This window comes from Rhizobacter sp. P5_A1, assembly GCF_056400745.1.
The window spans coordinates 191,357-207,735 of the sequence record NZ_JBFUKR010000001.1 but is presented as its reverse complement, the minus strand read 5'-3'; the positions used below and the strand labels follow the sequence as shown (position 1 = coordinate 207,735).

Sequence of the window (16,379 nt, the reverse complement as noted above, 5' to 3'; positions counted from 1 at the left end):
AGAGACCCTCATGACCTTTCTTGCGATCGACATCGGCAACACCCGCCTGAAGTGGGCCCAGTACACCTCGCCGAAACCCGGTGCAACGCTGCTGCACCACGGTGCGGTGTTCCTCGAGACGATCGACAGCCTGGCCGAGAACGAATGGCATTCACTGCCGCCGCCCGGCAGCATGCTGGGTTGCGTGGTCGCTGGCGAGGGCGTGAAGCGCCGCGTCGAGGAGCAGCTCGAGATCTGGGATGTCGAGCCCCGCTGGGTCGTCTCGAGCAGCCAGGCCTGCGGCGTCGTCAACAGCTACGACCACCCGAGCCGGCTCGGCGTCGATCGCTGGGTCGCGCTGATCGGTGCGCGCCACCGCGTGCTCGCGCAAGGGCCGGCGCGACCGGCGCTGGTCGTGATGGTCGGCACCGCGGTGACGGTCGATGCGCTCGACACGTCCGGGCGCTTTCTCGGCGGCCTGATCCTGCCGGGCTTCGGCCTGATGCTGCGCGCGCTCGAGATGGGTACCGCCGGGCTGAAGGCGCCGACCGGCGAGGCGGTCGACTTCCCGACCAACACCAGCGATGCATTGATGAGCGGCGGTGCCGACGCGATCGCCGGCGCGGTCGAGCGCATGAACCGCAAGCTGCTCGAGCACACCGGCCAGACGCCGCTGCTGCTGATGACCGGCGGCGCCGCGGTCAAGCTGGCGCCGATCATCGACCTGCCGTTCGAGACCGTCGAGACGCTGATCTTCGACGGGCTGCTGCAGCTGCAGTCGCACCGCCTCGCGTTGTAGTTCGCGTCAGGTTGCGAGCCAGCGCAGCGGCGGCACCGTGGCGCCGGGCGGCGGCGGGGTGCGAGCCGCGTTCATCACCATCGACAGCAGCGTGTAGTAGCCGTTGATGCCGATCAGGTCGACCGCCCCGGCTTCGCCGAAACGCGCGATCGCGTCGGCCCAGGTCGCGTCGCTGATGCCGCGATGCCGATGCAGCTCGATGCAGAAGTCGTGGACCGCCGCCTCGTCGTCCGGCATGCCCGACGGCCGGCGCCCGTCGGCGATCGCCTCGACGGTCTCGGCGGCGATGCCCTCGCGCCGCGCGATCGGCGCATGGATGGCCCATTCGACCTGCTGCGACCATTGCCGCGCCGTCACGAGGATCGCCAGCTCCGACAGGCGCTGCCCGATCGCGCTGCGGTAGCGTAGGTACTCGCCCATGCGCTGCGCGTGCGTCAGCAGTTCCGGGCTGCGCAGCAGCGGGATGAACGGGGCGAGCAGCGCGCCGCGCGGACCGTCGATGATCTCCTGCGCGGATTGGCGCTGCGCGGCGCTCCACTGCGCCTCGGGGATCGGCGCAAGCCGGTCGGCGCCGGCGGACGATGTGCTCACCGGTAGTCGGCCGAATCGGCCGAGTCGGTCGGCTTCGCGATCGCCTTCTTCAGCGCCGCGCCCACGGGAAAGTTCAGCGTGATGCCCTTCGGCGGGATCGGCTTCATGAACCAGCGCTCGTAGATCGCGTTGATCTCGCCGCTTCGGAACAACTCGGCAAGCACACCATCGACGACGCGCTTGAGCTCGGCGTCGCCCTTCGGGATCATGATCGCGTACGGGTCGACGCTGTAGCCCTCGGTGCTCAGCGCGTAGTCGTTCGGCGCCTTCGAGGTCGCGGCGATGCCGGTCAGCAGGATGTCGTCCTCGAAGAACGCGACCGCGCGGCCCGAGGTCATCAGCAGGAACGAATCGGCGTGGTCCTTGCCGTTGATGATCGTCAGCCCGAGGCCCTGCGCGGCGTCGAGCTCGCGCACGCGCTTGACGGTGTTGGTGCCGGTGGTCACCGCGACGGTCTTTCCCTTCAGATCGGCCAGCGTCTTCAGGTTGTCGGCCTTCCTGGCGACGAAGCGGGTCGCGACCACGAAGGTGGTGTCGCTGAACGCGACCTGCGCCTGGCGCTCGGGGTTGTTGACGGTCGAACCGCACTCCATGTCGATCGTGCCGTTGACGACCAGCGCGATGCGGTTGCCCGAGGTCACGGCCTGCAGCTTGGTCTTCAGCCCGGGCAGCTTGAGCTCCTTCTTCAGCGCGTCGACGGCGCGGTTGCACAGTTCCATCGTGTAGCCGATCGGCTGCGCCTTGTCGTCCAGGTACGAGAACGGGATCGAGCTCTCGCGGTAGCCGATTCCGATCTCGCCGCTGTCCTTGATCTTCTTCAAGACGCCGCCCGGCTCGGCCGCGAGGGCGCCCAGGCTCCCGGTGGCAAGGAAGGCGGCGGCGATGGCGGCGCGGCGCAGCAGGCGCGGGCGGGTGGTGCGTGGGTTCATGACGGTCTTTCCGGGTGACGCTGGGGTGAGAGGTAAAACGGCTCAGGCGCCGCTGGCCGCGCCGGCGAGCGCCTGCTCGATCGACAGTGACAGCAGGTCGACGATCTGCGCGATCTCGGCCTCGCTGACGATGAACGGCGGCGCGAGCAGCACGTGGTCGCCGTGCCGGCCGTCGATCGTGCCGCCCATCGGGTAGACGAGCAGGCCGTTGGCCATCGCCTGCGCCTTGATCTGCGCATGCAGCTTCAGGCCCGGATCGAACGGCAGCTTGCTGGCGCGGTCGCGCACCAGCTCGACGCCGACGAACAGCCCGCGGCCGCGGATGTCGCCGATGTTCGGGTGCTCGCCGAGGCGATCGAGCAGCGCGCGCTGCAGGAAGGCACCGCGCTCGCGCACGCAGCGCAGCAGGTCGTCGCGCTCGATGACCTGCTGCACGGCGAGCGCCGCCGCTGCCGCCGTCGGATGGCCGATGTAGGTGTGGCCGTGCTGGAACAGCCCGCTGCCGCGGCGGATCGGATCGAGCACGCGCGCGCCGGCCAGCACCGCGCCGATCGGCTGGTAGCCGCCGCCCAGGCCCTTCGCGACGACCATCAGGTCGGGCGCCACGCCTTCCTGTTCGACCGCGTGCAGCGTGCCGGTGCGGCCCATGCCGCACATCACCTCGTCGGCGATGTAGAGGATGCCGTGGCGGTCGCACAGCGCGCGCACGCCCTTGAAGTAGCCGGGCGTCGGCGGCACGGCGCCGAGCGTCGCGCCGACGACGGTTTCGGCGACGAACGCGATCACGCGCTGCGGGCCGATGCGCTGGAACTCGGCGTCGAGTTCGGCGAGCAGGCGCTGCGTGTAGGCGTCCCGCGTTTCGCCCGCCTGGCGATCGCGGTACTCGTAGCAGGGCGCGACCCGGCCGACATCGATGAGCAGCGGCGCGAACTGCCGCCGTCGCCACTCGTTGCCGCCGACCGCCAGCGCCCCCAGCGTGTTGCCGTGGTAGCTCTGGCGCCGCGCGACGAACATCGTGCGCTCGGGCTGGCCGAGCTCGACGAAGTGCTGCCGCGCGAGCTTCAGCGCGGCCTCGATGGCCTCGGAGCCGCCGGACAGGAAGTAGACCTGGTCCAGCCCCGGTGGCGCATGGCGCACCAGCCGATCGGCGAGCGCTTCCGAAGCTTCGCTGGTGAAGAAGCTGGTGTGCGCATAGGCCAGCTTGTCGATCTGCGCGTGCATCGCCGCGAGCACGTCGGGGTGCGCATGGCCGAGGCACGACACCGCGGCGCCGCCGCTGGCGTCGATGTAGGACTTGCCGGCCTGGTCGGTGATGCGGATGCCGCTGGCGCCGACGGCCGTCAGCGGCACGGCGCGCAGCGAGCGATGGATCACATGACTCATGACTCAGACTCGAGGTGGAAACAAATGATTCTTCACAATCGTATGTTGCAACGTTTGTGCCATTCTGGCAAGGAGGGAATTACTTGGGGGCTGGGCCAGCGTGCCGCCGGGTCGGCGCCTGGAGGTAGGCGCCCGATTCGAACAGGCGCTGCTCGGCGCTGTCGATCCGCTGCGCGATGCCTTCGCCGGACTCCGCCACCAGGATCTCGAGCAAGGCCTCGACGACCGCCACCGCGGCCGCGACGGAAGGAAAGAACGACGGGCTGGCCGTCGAGAACAGCACGGGCACGTCCGCGGCCAAGGCCAGCGGCGACGCCAGGCTGTCGGTCAGCGCGACGATGCGGGCGCCGGCCGCGCGAGCACCTTCGACGACCATCACCGCCTCGCGCGAATACGGGGCGAAGCTGATCACGACGACGCTGTCGCGGCGATCGAGCGGGCGCAGCTGCATCTCGAGCGCGCCGCTCTGGCCGTCGATCAGCGACACGCTGTCGCGAAACAGCCGGTAGCCGTACATCAGGGCATAGGCGACCGGAAAGCTGGCGCGGAACCCGGCGATGTGAACGCTGCGCGCCTTGCGCAACAGCCGCGCGGCATCTTTCAGCGCCGGCGCGCACAACGCCTCGGTCGCGACCAGGTTGCGCTGCTGCGCAGAGAACATCTCGCTCAGCAGACCGGCATCGCGCCGGCGCGCAGCGAGACCCTTCGCGCGTTCACCGTAGCCCTCGGTGTGCAGCCCGAGTTCTTCGGCGAAGGCCGACTTCAGCTCCGGCCAGCCCGCGTAGCCCAGCTGCTGGGCCAGCCGGACCAGGGTTGCCGGCTGCGCGCCGGCCCGCTCGGCAAGCGAGCGCATCGACCCGATGACGACCTCATTGGGGTGGTCGACGACGAAACGCGCCGCCGCCTGCAGCTTCGGGCTCAGCGACGCGAACCGCGCCAGGATTCCTTCTCTCGCGCTCACGGCACCTCCCGATGCAACACCGATCCATTCGATGAATCAATTGTTGCACGCGCGGAACGGCGCAGCGCGGGCCGCGCCGGCCCCTCACGCTCTCAGAGGATGTAGCGCGACAGGTCTTCGTTCTTCGCCAGCTCGGCGAGCTTGGCGTTGACCTCGGCGGCGTCGACGCGCACGGTCTGGCCGTCGCGGTTCGGCGCGTCGAAGCTGATCTCGTCGAGCAGCCGTTCCATCACGGTCGACAGGCGCCGTGCACCGATGTTCTCGGTGCGCTCGTTGACGTCGAACGCGATCTGCGCAATGCGGCGGATCGCCTCGGGCTGCAACTCCAGCGTCACGCCCTCGGTCGCGAGCAGCAGCGTGTACTGCTTGACCAGGCTCGCGTGCGTCTGCGTCAGGATCGCCTCGAAGTCATCGACGCTGAGCGAACCCAGCTCGACGCGGATCGGAAAACGCCCCTGCAGTTCTGGGATCAGGTCGCTCGGCTTGCTGACATGGAACGCGCCCGACGCGATGAACAGCATGTGGTCGGTCTTGACCATGCCGTACTTCGTGTTCACGGTCGTGCCCTCGACGAGCGGCAGCAGGTCGCGCTGCACGCCCTGGCGCGAGACATCGGCGCCGCCGCCGCCGCCCTCGGCGCCGTACGCCGAGCGGCTCGCGACCTTGTCGATCTCGTCGATGAAGACGATGCCGTTCTGCTCGGCGTTCGCGAGCGCCGCGGTCTTCACCTCGTCGTCGTTGACGAGCTTGGCGGCCTCTTCGTCGATCAGCAGCTTGTGCGCTTCGGCGATGCGCAGCTTGCGCACCTTCTTCTTCGTGCCGCCGGCGCTCGCGAACAGGCCCTTCAACTGCTCGGTCATCTCTTCCATGCCGGGCGGGCCCATGATCTCGAGCGAGGCCTTCGGGTCGGCGACCTCGATCTCGATCTCCTTGTCGGCGAGCAAGCCTTCGCGCAGGCGCTTGCGCATCACCTGGCGCGCGGTGTTGTCGGCCTCGGGTTTGGTGGCCGGCGGCGCCAGGCCGAAGTCGTTGCTCGAACTGCGCGCCGGCGGCACGAGGATGTCGAGCACGCGATCTTCGGCCGCGTCTTCCGCGCGGCTGCGGTGCCGGCGCATCGCGCTCTCGCGCTCCTGCTTGACGCTCATGTCGACCAGGTCGCGGACGATCGAATCGACATCCTTGCCGACATAGCCGACCTCGGTGAACTTGGTTGCCTCGACCTTGATGAACGGCGCGTCGGCGAGCTTCGCCAGGCGCCGCGCGATCTCGGTCTTGCCGACACCGGTCGGCCCGATCATCAGGATGTTCTTCGGCGTGATTTCCGCGCGCATCGGCTCGGCGACCTGCTGGCGGCGCCAGCGGTTGCGCAGCGCGATCGCGACCGCGCGCTTCGCGCCGGACTGGCCGACGATGTGCCGGTCGAGCTCCGACACGATCTCTTGAGGCGTCATGCTCGACTTCATTCCAATGTCTCGATGATGTGGTTCTGATTCGTGTAGATGCACAGATCGGCCGCGATCTCGAGCGATTTCTTGACGATCTCGGCCGGCGCGAGCTCGGTGTTGGCGAGCAGTGCACGCGCGCTCGCATGGGCGTAGGCGCCGCCCGAGCCGATCGACACGATCCCGTACTCGGGCTCGAGCACGTCGCCGTTGCCGGTGATGATCAGCGAAGCCTCGCGGTCGGCGACCGCGAGCATCGCTTCAAGGCGGCGCAGCACGCGGTCGGTGCGCCAGTCCTTCGTCAGCTCGATCGCCGCGCGCACCAGATGACCCTGGTGCTTCTCGAGCTTGGCCTCGAAGCGCTCGAACAGCGTGAACGCATCCGCGGTCGCACCGGCGAACCCGGCGAGCACCTGATCGCGGTACAGCTTGCGCACCTTGCGCGCCGACGACTTGACGACGATCGTGCCGAGCGTGACCTGGCCGTCACCCCCGAGCGCGACCACATTGCCTCGACGCACGCTCAGGATGGTCGTGCCGTGATAGTTTTCCATCGGTTGAAGATAGGGTTGATTGCGGCGAGGTCAAGCGCCATCGCAGCCGTTGTCGGAGCGGCGCCCCTGAGCGCCGGGCCGCCCCAAGCCAGGGGCGACCCCCTCGGGGGGTGGCTGCGTACCCGCAGCCGGGGGTTCCATCTAGACGGTCCGGACCTTTACCTTGGCATGCTCGTTGATGCCCATCGCACCGAAGAACAGCGCGACCATCCGGTGCGCCTCGATGAAACGCACGCTGCGATTCTCGCCGCGGCGCGCCAGCACCCAGTTCAGCAGGTCGCCGGCGGCGATGAAGTCGACCCGGATCAGCCGGGCGCACGAGACGTTGACGATGCTTGCCGGGCCGAGCTCGGTGTCCATCTTCTTCAGCGTGGCGCCGATGTCGCCGACGAGCTGGCCCGACAGTTCGACCGTGCCGACCTGCACCATTCCGGTGTCTTCGGTCAGCCGCGATTCGAGAAAGCTGGTCGAGACATCGCTGACCAGCGATAGCGGCGGCGACGAGGTCGTCGAACCGGTGCCGCTCACGCGCACCTCGCAGCGCGCCGGTTCCCACGAGGGCGGCGAGACTTCGTAGGTCACGCAGTAGTCGATCGCCGCTTCGTCGAATTGATCGGGACGGTTCGCCATGCGCAGCGCATCGAGGCGCAGTTGCCAGTAGGCGGGGTCGGCATCGCGCACGCCGGTGGGGGCGGATTCCTGCAGCACCGCGAACAGGCGCTCGCCGCCGAGCCAGCGCATGTCGAGATCCTGCCCGATCCAGTTGCGGAACAGATCGGAAAGGCGCGCGCAGGCCTCGGCATCGATGCCGCGCAGCGCGCTCCAGTCGAACACCCACGGCAACGGCATCTGCAGCGAGACCGATGCGAGCCGCGCGACGGCGTCGGGGTCGATGTGCTCGGGGCTGGTCCAGCCGATCTGGCCGTCGATGCGCGAGCTGCGCGGCCGGTCTTCGCTCGCGGCCTCGGCGACCAGCTTGGGCAGCGAAAACCACTGCGGCGCCGACCAGCCGAACTGCTGCGCGTAATCGAGCGCGAGGCTCTCGAACTTGTGCTGCTGGCCGATCGCGCGGTACAGGTCGAACAGCACCAGCCAGGTCTCGGCGTGCTGGGCGCGCTCGCCGCCGGGGCCGGTGAGCGCCGACAGGGCCTGCTCGCACTGCTCGAAATCGGCGTTCGCGAACGCGATCACCGCCTCGTCGAGCTCCGGGTCGTGCGCGATCTCGGTCATCTCCTGCGCGAACGGCTGCGCGAGGTCGGCGGCGGTCGGGTCGAACTTGACCGCGCTCAGCGGCGAGACGCCCGCGCCCATCACGACCGGCGAGCTTGCCATCGGCACTGCGCGCTCGGTGATGAAGTCTTCGACCTGCGCGCCTTCGAAGTTGACCGGCGCCGGCGTTGCGGCGCGCGCTGCGGTCATGCTCATCGCGGCCGGCACGGTCGGTGCGTTGTAGAACTCGGGCGTGCGGCGCGCGCTGCCGTAGGGTGCGTCGCCGCCGACCATCTGCTGTTCGATCTCGTCGATCTTGGCCTTCACGCCGCTGTCGGCCTTGGCACCGCTGTCGGGCAACTTGGCTTCGGAGTCGTCGATGCGCGACGAGCCGCCGAGCGCGGCGAGCTGTTCGCTGGTCAAGCCTTCGCGGCGCACCTTGCGCAGCATGTCGAACTCGCGCTTGCGAACGAAATCGTTGCGCCGCTTGCGCTCGATCATCGCCTTCAACTCGCCCTTGGCGAACTCGGTCTCGCGCGCCTCTTCGGCAGGCACGCCGAGTTCGGCCCACTCCGTGGTCGGGTTGGCGACGAACTTGACGACCTTGCGGAAGAAGCTTGTCGTGTCTTTCGGTTCCGACATGTCGCGGGGCTCGCGGGCTCCTGGATGAAAGTCAGTGCGCAGGGCCTGCCGTCGCGTGGCAGGCCGGGCCGGTTCAGTCGCCGAACATCTTCTGCTTGAGTTCGCGCCGCTGCTGGGCTTCGAGGGACAGTGTAGCGGTGGGTCGCGCGATCAGGCGGCCGAGGCCGATCGGTTCGCCGGTTTCGTCACAAAAGCCGTAGTCGCCCGAATCGATGCGCTGCAACGATTGCGAGATCTTCTTGAGCAACTTGCGTTCCCGGTCACGGGTGCGCAATTCGAGGGCATGCTCTTCCTCGATCGTCGCGCGGTCGGCGGGGTCGGGCACGATCGACGTGTCTTCGCGCAGGTGCTCGGTGGTTTCGCCGGCGTTGCTGAGCAGGTCGTCCTTCAGCGTCTGCAGTTTGACGCGGAAGAATTCGAGCTGCTTGTCGTTCATGTATTCCGACTCAGGCATCGCGAGGATTTCGGCTTCGGTCAGATCGCGCCCGGTCTTGGTCTTCCAGGCGTTCGCGAGCTTCGGGTCGGACTTTTGCGCGTGGCGCGGGGTGTCGAGTTCGAGATTGTTCATCTGACGGGTCGGGGGCCGGGGCGGTGCGAACCGGTCGGCAAAGCGGGACGTGGGCGGTGGCAGCGGGGCCTGCACCGCCGGCGCGGGGTATTTGGATGCGCCGCGGGATTTCTTCGGCGCCGCCGGGGTGGCAGCGGCCACCGGGGCGGCGGGAACGACAACGGGAGCAGGTGCGGGTTTCATCACGGGTGGCTTTGGAGCCGCCGCCGGAGCCTTGGCCTTGGCGGGGGCGGTCGCGAGTTTGGCGGTGGCGCGGGGCGCCGCCGCCGGTTGTTTGGTGTGCGCCGGCGCCGCCTTCACGGTCGCTGGCTTCTTGGCGGGCGCCGCCTTCGCGGACGCCACCTTCGCGGCCGGCTTGCCCGCCTTCGCCGACTTGGCCGCCTTCGCCGAGGCCGACGCAGCAGGGGTCGCCTTGCCGCTGGCGGTCTTCTTGGGGGGCGCTTTCGGGGCCGGTGTCTTGCTCACAGCGTTCTCCTCGCGTCGGCGGTTATACCCTGTGCACAGGGGCAGGTCTTCGGCCGCCGCGGATTGTAGCCACGTTGCACCGGCGCAAGCGGCGAAAACTTCACGGCTCGCGCCGCCCTTGCGACAGACGTCAAACGAGGCAGCCTTCGAGCCCCTGCAGGAAGATATCGCGCGGCAGATCCAGGCCGATGAAGACCATCTTGCTGGTCTTCTTCTCGCCCGGCGCCCACTTCGGCCCCAGGTCGCTGCCCATCAGCTGGTGCACGCCCTGGAAGATCACCTTGCGATCGCTGCCCTTCATGTTCAGCACGCCCTTGTAGCGCAGCATCTTCGGGCCGTAGACCTGCACGATCGCGCCCAGGAAGTCCTCGAGCTTGGCCGGGTTGAAGGCCTTGTCGGCACGGAACACGAAGGACTTGACGTCGTCGTCGTGCACATGGTGGTGCGGGTGATCGCAGTGCTCACCGTGCTCGTGGTCGTGATGGTCGTGGTCGTGGTCGTCGGCGGCCTTCAGGAACTCCGGGTCGATGTCGAGCTTCGCGTTCAGGTTGAAGCCACGCAGGTCGAACACGTCGGCGAGCGGCACCTCGCCGAAGTTGACCTGGGTCTGCGGCGCGCGCGGGTTCATGTGCTTGATGCGGTGGGTCAGCGCGTCGACCGTCGCGCCGTCGACCAGGTCGGTCTTGCTGATGAAGATCTGATCCGCGAAGCCGACCTGGCGGCGCGCCTCCTGGCGGTCGTCGAGCTGCTGGTCGCCGTGCTTGGCGTCGACCAGCGTCAGGATCGAATCGAGCAGGTAGCTCTCGGCGATCTCGTCGTCCATGAAGAAGGTCTGGGCCACCGGGCCCGGGTCGGCCAGCCCGGTGGTCTCGATCACGACGCGATCGAAATCGAGCTCACCCTTGCGCTTCTTCTCGGCCAGGTCGGAAAGCGTCGTGCGCAGGTCTTCGCGGATCGAGCAGCAGACGCAGCCGTTGTTGAGCTGGATGATCTGTTCCTTGCTGTCCTGCACCAGGATCTCGTTGTCGATGTTCTCGTCGCCGAACTCGTTCTCGATCACGGCGATCTTCTGGCCGTGAGCCTCGGTCAGCACGCGCTTGAGCAGGGTGGTCTTGCCCGAGCCGAGAAAGCCGGTCAGGATGGTTGCGGGGATCAATGCCATGAGAATCTGCCTTGGAAGCGGAGGGAAAGGCCTGGGGAAGGGTGCTTGCGCCGGAGCGCTCGCAAAGCTGAGGGTCTTCGACTCTCTTTCAAGGTAGCAGATGTGTCAAGCGAGCGCTCGCGTGGGGCCGCCCAAGGCACCGCGCCTGTTCAGTTAAGCTTGCCCGTCCTGAACTTTCCGCCCCCCGCGCGATGTCCGAGCCGCTATCCGGTCGCCCCTCTCGTTGGGGCGACAAGCACGCCGCGCCCCCGCCGACGCGGCGCACGCTGTTCCAGAAGGTGATCGAGTTCATCGCGCCGGGCCCCGAATCGCGTGACCAGCTGATCGAGTCGCTGGCCGACGCCGAGCACAAGTCGCTGATCGCGCCCGAATCGCGGATGATGCTCGAGGGCGTGATCCGGATGGCCGACATGAGCGCCGGTGACGTGATGGTGCCGGCGGGCCGCATGGACCAGCTCGACATCGCCTCCGACTACGACGAACTGCTGCACCTGGTGATCGACACCGGCCACTCGCGCTTCCCGGTCTACGAGGGCGCGCGCGAGAACGTCATCGGCATCCTGATGGCGAAAGACCTGCTGAAGCTGCAGCGCTCGCCCGACCTGAACCTGCGCACGCTGCTGCGCCCGGCGGTCTTCGTGCCCGAATCGAAGGGGCTGAACGAGCTGCTGCGCGACTTTCGCTCGAACCGCAACCACCTTGCGATCGTGATCGACGAGTTCGGCAACACCGCCGGGCTGATCACGATCGAGGACGTGCTCGAAGAGATCGTCGGCGAGATCGAAGACGAGTTCGACGACAAGGACGCCGAATCCGGCATCTACACGCTGGCCGACGGCAGCCAGCGCGTCGCCGGCGATGTCGACATCGTCAACGTCAACGAGGCATTCGGCACCTTGCTGCCGAACGATGAGTTCGACAGCATCGGCGGGCTGGTCGCCCACGAGCTCGGCCGCGTCCCACGGCGCGGCGAGGCCGTGATGATCGGCGATCTCGTGTTCACGGTGATGCTGACACGCGGCGGCGCGGTGCGCTGGTTCAAGGTCACGCGCGCCCCCGAGCCGGCGGCGGACGGCGCTTGACGCGCCCGGCGCGTCCTTCGCGGTTCCCGCTCGCTGCGGAGCTCGTGCTCACCGCGCTGCTCGGCGTCGCCCACAGCCTGCCGTTCGTCCACACCGCGGCCTGGCCGCTGCAGATGCTGGTCGTCGCGGCGCTCGCCGGGCGCGCGACAGCCGCGTCACCGCGCCGCGCGGCGGCGCTCGGCCTCGCGTTCGGCACCGCCTGGTTCGCGGCCGGCACCTGGTGGCTGTTCATCAGCATGCACCTGTACGGCGGGCTGCCGGCGTGGCTCGCGGTGCTGGCGATCGCGCTGCTCAGCGCGTTCCTGGCGCTCTACCTCGCGGCTGCACTGGCGGCGTTCGCGCGCTTGCGCAGCGGCGCGGCGCTGCCCGATGCGCTGCTGTTCGGCGCGCTCTGGCTGCTCGCCGAACTCGCGCGCGGCGTGATCTTCACCGGCTTCCCGTGGGTCGCGAGCGGCTACGCGCATGTCGACGGCCCGCTCGCCGCGCTCGCGCCGTGGCTCGGCGTCTACGGCATCGGCTTCGTCGCTGCAGTGCTCGCCGCGTGGCCGGTGCTGGCGCGCGGTTGGCGCGCCCGCGCGCTGCCGCTGGTCGCGTTTGCCGGTGTGCTCGGCGCGGCCGCGCTGCTCGGCCCGGGGCGGTTCTCGCAGCCGAACGGCATGCTCAGCGTCACGCTGCTGCAGGGCAACGTGGCGCAGGACGAAAAGTTCGCGATCGCGCAGATGCCGCAAGCGCTCGAATGGACGCGTGCGCAATTGCTCGGCGCGCGCGGCCAGCTCGTCGTCGCGCCCGAGACCGTGATCCCGCTGCTGCCGAGCCAGCTCGACCCGGCGTACTGGAACGAGATCGCCGAGCACTTCCGGCGCGGCCCGCAGGCGGTGCTGCTCGGGCTGCCGCTCGGCGACGAGCGCGTCGGCTACACCAACTCGGCGGCCGGCATCTCGGCGGCGACCGCCGCGCTGCCGGACGGCATCTACCGCTACGACAAGCACCACCTGGTGCCGTTCGGCGAATTCATCCCGTACGGCTTTCGCTGGTTCACCGAGCTGATGAACATCCCGCTCGGCGACTTCAATCGCGGCCCGGCCGGCGCCGCATCGTTCGCGTTTCGCGGCGAGCGCATCGGCGCGAACATCTGCTACGAAGATCTGTTCGGCGAAGAGCTCGCGGCGCGCTTCGCCGACGAGGCCAACGCGCCGACGATGTTCGCGAACCTCAGCAACATCGGCTGGTTCGGCGACACGATCGCGATCGCGCAGCACCTCGAGATCTCGCGCATGCGCACGCTCGAGTTCCAGCGCCCGATGCTGCGCGCGACGAACACCGGCGCGACCGCGGTGATCGACCACACCGGCCGCGTCACCGCGAGCCTGCCGCGCCTGACACAAGGTGTGCTGGATGCGCGGGTGCAGGGCCGCACCGGCCTCACGCCGTTCGCCTGGTGGGCGGCGCACTTCGGCCTGTGGCCGCTGGCGCTGCTGGCGCTGGGGATCGTCGGCGCGGGCGTGCTGCGCGCACGCGGTCGTCGCGCGGCGCGCCCCTAGAATCGAAGGTTTACGCAGACCTCCGCCGATGCTCACCTTCCAGCAGATCATTCTCAAGTTGCAGGACTACTGGGGCGCACAGGGTTGTGCGCTGCTGCAGCCCTACGACATGGAAGTCGGAGCCGGCACCAGCCACACCGCGACCTTTCTGCGCGCGCTCGGCCCCGAGCTCTGGAAGGCCGCCTACGTGCAGCCGAGCCGTCGCCCGAAGGACGGCCGCTACGGCGAGAACCCGAATCGGCTGCAGCACTACTACCAGTACCAGGTCGTGCTGAAGCCCGCGCCGGCGAACATCCTCGAGCTCTACCTCGGCTCGCTCGAAGCGCTCGGCTTCGACCTGAAGGCGAACGACATCCGCTTCGTCGAGGACGATTGGGAGAACCCGACGCTCGGCTGCTGGGGCCTGGGCTGGGAGGTCTGGCTGAACGGCATGGAGGTCACGCAGTTCACCTACTTCCAGCAGGTCGGCGGCATCGACTGCAAGCCGGCGACCGGCGAGATCACCTACGGCCTCGAGCGCCTCGCGATGTACCTGCAGGGCGTCGACAACGTCTACAACCTGACCTGGACCGACGGCCTGAGCTACGGCGATGTCTACAAGCAGAACGAGATCGAGCAGAGCACCTACAACTTCGAGCACAGCGACGTCGAGTTCCTGCTGAGCGCGTTCGGCGCGCACGAGAAGCAGTCGAAGTACCTGATGCAACAGCAGCTCGCGCTGCCGGCCTACGAACAGCTGCTGAAGGCCGGCCACAGCTTCAACCTGCTCGACGCGCGCGGCGCGATCAGCGTGACCGAGCGCGCGGCCTACATCGGCCGCATCCGCAACCTCGCGCGCGCGGTCGCGCAGAGCTACCTCGAGAGCCGCGCGCGCCTCGGGTTTCCGATGGCGCCGAAGGCTTGGGGCCACGAAGTGGCCGCCCAGCTCGCGAAGAAGGCCGCGTGATGTCGACCACCACGAAGAACCTGCTCGTCGAACTGTTCGTCGAAGAGCTGCCGCCGAAAGCGCTGAAGAAGCTCGGCGACGCGTTTGCCCAGGTGCTGGCTGCGAGCCTGAACGCGCAAGGCCTCGCGAGCGAGGCGTCGGTCGTCACGCCGTTCGCGTCGCCGCGCCGCCTTGCTGCACATGTCACCGCGGTGCACGCGCAGGCTGCCGACAAGGCCGTCTCGCAGAAGCTGATGCCGGTCAGCGTCGGCCTGAACGCCGCGGGTGAAGCCACGCCGGCGTTGCTGAAGCGGCTTGCCGGCGTCGGCGCCGATGCTTCGGCGGTGCCGCGGCTGAAGCGCCAGATGGACGGCAAGGCCGAAGCGCTGTTCTTCGACAGCGTCCTCACCGGCGCGACCCTGACCGAGGGCCTGCAGAAGGCACTCGACGAGACGCTCGCGAAGCTGCCGATCCCGAAGCTGATGCAGTACCAGCTCGCCGACGGCTGGACCAGCGTCAACTTCGTGCGGCCTGCACATGGGCTGGTGGCCTTGTTCGGTGACGACGTGGTTCCGGTCAGCGCACTCGGGCTGACCGCGGGGCGCGCGACGCATGGCCATCGCTTCGAGGCCACGGTCGACCCGATCGAGCTCAGAGACGCCGACCACTACGCCGATCCGCTCGCGACGCAAGGCGCGGTGATCGCGAGCTTCGAGGCACGCCGCGCCGAGATCGCGGCGCAGCTGCAGGCCGCCGCGGCCACGCAGGGCCTGACGCCGATCGACGACGCCGCGCTGCTCGACGAGGTCACCGCGCTGGTCGAGCGCCCGAACGTGCTGGTCTGCCGCTTCGAGGCCGAGTTCCTCGCGGTGCCGGCCGAGTGCCTGATCCTGACGATGAAGGCGAACCAGAAGTACTTCCCGCTGCTCGACGCAGCGGGGCAGCTGACGAACCGGTTTCTCGTCGTCAGCAACATCCGCCCGTCCGACCCGACCCGCGTGATCGAAGGCAACGAGCGTGTCGTGCGGCCGCGCCTGGCCGACGCGAAGTTCTTCTTCGACCAGGACCGCAGGCGCACGCTCGAGTCGCGCGTCGCCGGGCTCGACAAGGTCGTCTACCACGGCAAGCTCGGCACGCAGGGCGATCGCACGCAGCGCGTGCGCGCGATCGCCCGGGAGATCGGCGCGGCGCTCGGCGAGTGGCGCGGCGACGCTGAACTGGCGGCCGGCGCCGACCGCGCCGCGCTGCTCGCGAAGGCCGATCTCGTCACCGACATGGTCGGCGAGTTCCCGGAGCTGCAGGGCACGATGGGCGGCTACTACGCACGCCACGACGGCGAGAGCGCGGCAGTCGCGCTCGCGATCGAGGACCACTACAGGCCGCGCTTCGCCGGCGACGATCTGCCGCGCAACGATGCGGGCCTCGCGGTCGCGCTCGCCGACAAGCTCGAGACCCTGGTCGGCCTGTTCGGCATCGGCCAGTTGCCCACCGGCGATCGCGATCCGTTCGCGCTGCGCCGCCACGCGCTCGGCGTGATCCGCATGCTGGTCGAACCCGACCTGCCGCTGCGGCTCGACGAGCTCGTCGGCCTCGCCGCGCAGGCGATGGGCCCGCTGCTGACCGAGAAGCTCGCGCCCGCGCAGCTGCTCGACTTCGTCTACGAGCGCCTCGCCGGCAGCCTGCGCGAGCAGGGCTACAGCGCGCAGGAGGTCGACGCGGTGCTGTCGCTGCGCCCGCCCCGCCTCGCCGACGTGTCGGCCCGCCTCGCCGCGGTGCGTGCCTTTGCGGCGCTGCCCGAAGCCGCCTCGCTGGCCGCGGCGAACAAGCGCGTCGGCAACATCCTGAAGAAGGCCGAGGCCGCGGTGCTCGCGCACGTCGACCCCGCGTTGCTGGGCGAACCCGCCGAGACCGCGCTGTTCGACGCGCTGCGCATCGCGCGACCGCTCGCCGACGCCGCGTTCGAGCGCGGCGACTACGCCGCCTCGCTGCAGGCGCTGGCAGTGTTGAAAGCGCCGGTCGATGCCTTCTTCGACAGCGTGATGGTCAACGCCGACGACGCCGCGCTGCGCGCCAACCGCCTCGGCCTGCTCGCGACGCTGCACGCCGCGATGAACCGCGTCGCCGATCTGGCGAAGCTGGCAGGCTGA

General features: G+C 68.9%; 14 protein-coding genes. 5 read left to right on the top strand and 9 right to left on the bottom strand.

Annotated elements, in window-relative coordinates:
* Window positions 1–10 precede the first annotated feature (10 nt).
* A complete protein-coding gene (locus tag AC1DTW_RS00995; RefSeq protein WP_477978195.1) occupies window positions 11–778 on the top strand; it encodes a type III pantothenate kinase in 768 nt (255 codons plus the stop codon).
* 6 nt (window positions 779–784) lie between these two features.
* On the opposite strand, the gene AC1DTW_RS00990 is transcribed toward AC1DTW_RS00995, so the two are convergent.
* The 9 genes from AC1DTW_RS00990 to AC1DTW_RS00950 form a co-directional block, all read right to left on the bottom strand.
* Window positions 785–1,369: a carboxymuconolactone decarboxylase family protein gene (locus AC1DTW_RS00990; RefSeq protein ID WP_477978193.1), complete on the bottom strand. Its 585-nt coding sequence runs from the start codon at window positions 1,367–1,369 to the stop codon at window positions 785–787.
* The gene (locus AC1DTW_RS00985; protein ID WP_477978191.1) at window positions 1,366–2,298 is read right to left on the bottom strand and encodes an amino acid ABC transporter substrate-binding protein; all 933 of its coding nucleotides are present in this window, start codon (window positions 2,296–2,298) and stop codon (window positions 1,366–1,368) included. The genes AC1DTW_RS00990 and AC1DTW_RS00985 overlap by 4 nt, the downstream gene beginning before the upstream one ends.
* A gap of 42 nt (window positions 2,299–2,340) precedes the next feature.
* Entirely contained in the window at window positions 2,341–3,681 is a 1,341-nt protein-coding gene (locus AC1DTW_RS00980) for an aspartate aminotransferase family protein (protein ID WP_477978189.1), read from the bottom strand.
* 79 nt (window positions 3,682–3,760) lie between these two features.
* Entirely contained in the window at window positions 3,761–4,642 is an 882-nt protein-coding gene (locus tag AC1DTW_RS00975; protein WP_477978187.1) for a MurR/RpiR family transcriptional regulator, read from the bottom strand.
* A gap of 92 nt (window positions 4,643–4,734) precedes the next feature.
* On the bottom strand, window positions 4,735–6,105 hold the full coding sequence (gene hslU / locus AC1DTW_RS00970) for an ATP-dependent protease ATPase subunit HslU (protein ID WP_477978185.1): 1,371 nt from the start codon (window positions 6,103–6,105) through the stop codon (window positions 4,735–4,737).
* Window positions 6,102–6,638 (bottom strand): ATP-dependent protease subunit HslV, encoded by a 537-nt coding sequence (gene hslV / locus AC1DTW_RS00965; RefSeq protein ID WP_477978183.1) that lies wholly within the window; start codon window positions 6,636–6,638, stop codon window positions 6,102–6,104. The genes hslU and hslV overlap by 4 nt, the downstream gene beginning before the upstream one ends.
* 141 nt (window positions 6,639–6,779) lie before the next feature.
* Complete coding sequence (locus AC1DTW_RS00960) at window positions 6,780–8,489, bottom strand: hypothetical protein (RefSeq protein ID WP_477978181.1); 1,710 nt, start codon at window positions 8,487–8,489, stop codon at window positions 6,780–6,782.
* Between the two features lie 73 nt (window positions 8,490–8,562).
* Window positions 8,563–9,522: an RNA polymerase-binding protein DksA gene (gene dksA / locus AC1DTW_RS00955; RefSeq protein WP_477978179.1), complete on the bottom strand. Its 960-nt coding sequence runs from the start codon at window positions 9,520–9,522 to the stop codon at window positions 8,563–8,565.
* A gap of 130 nt (window positions 9,523–9,652) precedes the next feature.
* Window positions 9,653–10,684, bottom strand: coding sequence for a CobW family GTP-binding protein (locus AC1DTW_RS00950; protein ID WP_477978177.1), 1,032 nt, complete (start codon window positions 10,682–10,684; stop codon window positions 9,653–9,655).
* 191 nt (window positions 10,685–10,875) lie between these two features.
* Between AC1DTW_RS00950 and AC1DTW_RS00945 the strand changes: the two genes are divergently transcribed.
* The 4 genes from AC1DTW_RS00945 to glyS are packed head-to-tail and all read left to right on the top strand — an operon-like array spanning window position 10,876 to window position 16,379.
* Window positions 10,876–11,766 carry a CorC family transporter gene (locus AC1DTW_RS00945; protein WP_477978175.1) on the top strand — a complete coding sequence of 297 codons (891 nt, stop codon included), beginning with the start codon at window positions 10,876–10,878 and terminating at the stop codon, window positions 11,764–11,766.
* A 44-nt stretch (window positions 11,767–11,810) separates the two neighbouring features.
* Window positions 11,811–13,307 (top strand): apolipoprotein N-acyltransferase, encoded by a 1,497-nt coding sequence (gene lnt / locus AC1DTW_RS00940; RefSeq protein WP_477978173.1) that lies wholly within the window; start codon window positions 11,811–11,813, stop codon window positions 13,305–13,307.
* A gap of 28 nt (window positions 13,308–13,335) precedes the next feature.
* Window positions 13,336–14,253, top strand: a complete 918-nt coding sequence (gene glyQ, locus AC1DTW_RS00935) for a glycine--tRNA ligase subunit alpha (protein WP_477978171.1) — start codon at window positions 13,336–13,338, stop codon at window positions 14,251–14,253.
* Window positions 14,253–16,379 (top strand): glycine--tRNA ligase subunit beta, encoded by a 2,127-nt coding sequence (glyS, locus tag AC1DTW_RS00930; RefSeq protein WP_477978169.1) that lies wholly within the window; start codon window positions 14,253–14,255, stop codon window positions 16,377–16,379. The genes glyQ and glyS overlap by 1 nt, the downstream gene beginning before the upstream one ends.

What these genes read in the sequence shown, in the direction of transcription:
- AC1DTW_RS00995 (WP_477978195.1), top strand. Translation starts at nt 11, where the DNA reads ATGACCTTTCTTGCGATCGACATCGGCAACACCCGCCTGAAGTGGGCC.
- AC1DTW_RS00985 (WP_477978191.1), bottom strand. Translation starts at nt 2,298, where the DNA reads ATGAACCCACGCACCACCCGCCCGCGCCTGCTGCGCCGCGCCGCCATC.
- AC1DTW_RS00980 (WP_477978189.1), bottom strand. Translation starts at nt 3,681, where the DNA reads ATGAGTCATGTGATCCATCGCTCGCTGCGCGCCGTGCCGCTGACGGCC.
- hslU (WP_477978185.1), bottom strand. Translation starts at nt 6,105, where the DNA reads ATGAAGTCGAGCATGACGCCTCAAGAGATCGTGTCGGAGCTCGACCGG.
- hslV (WP_477978183.1), bottom strand. Translation starts at nt 6,638, where the DNA reads ATGGAAAACTATCACGGCACGACCATCCTGAGCGTGCGTCGAGGCAAT.
- AC1DTW_RS00960 (WP_477978181.1), bottom strand. Translation starts at nt 8,489, where the DNA reads ATGTCGGAACCGAAAGACACGACAAGCTTCTTCCGCAAGGTCGTCAAG.
- AC1DTW_RS00950 (WP_477978177.1), bottom strand. Translation starts at nt 10,684, where the DNA reads ATGGCATTGATCCCCGCAACCATCCTGACCGGCTTTCTCGGCTCGGGC.
- AC1DTW_RS00945 (WP_477978175.1), top strand. Translation starts at nt 10,876, where the DNA reads ATGTCCGAGCCGCTATCCGGTCGCCCCTCTCGTTGGGGCGACAAGCAC.
- glyQ (WP_477978171.1), top strand. Translation starts at nt 13,336, where the DNA reads ATGCTCACCTTCCAGCAGATCATTCTCAAGTTGCAGGACTACTGGGGC.
- glyS (WP_477978169.1), top strand. Translation starts at nt 14,253, where the DNA reads ATGTCGACCACCACGAAGAACCTGCTCGTCGAACTGTTCGTCGAAGAG.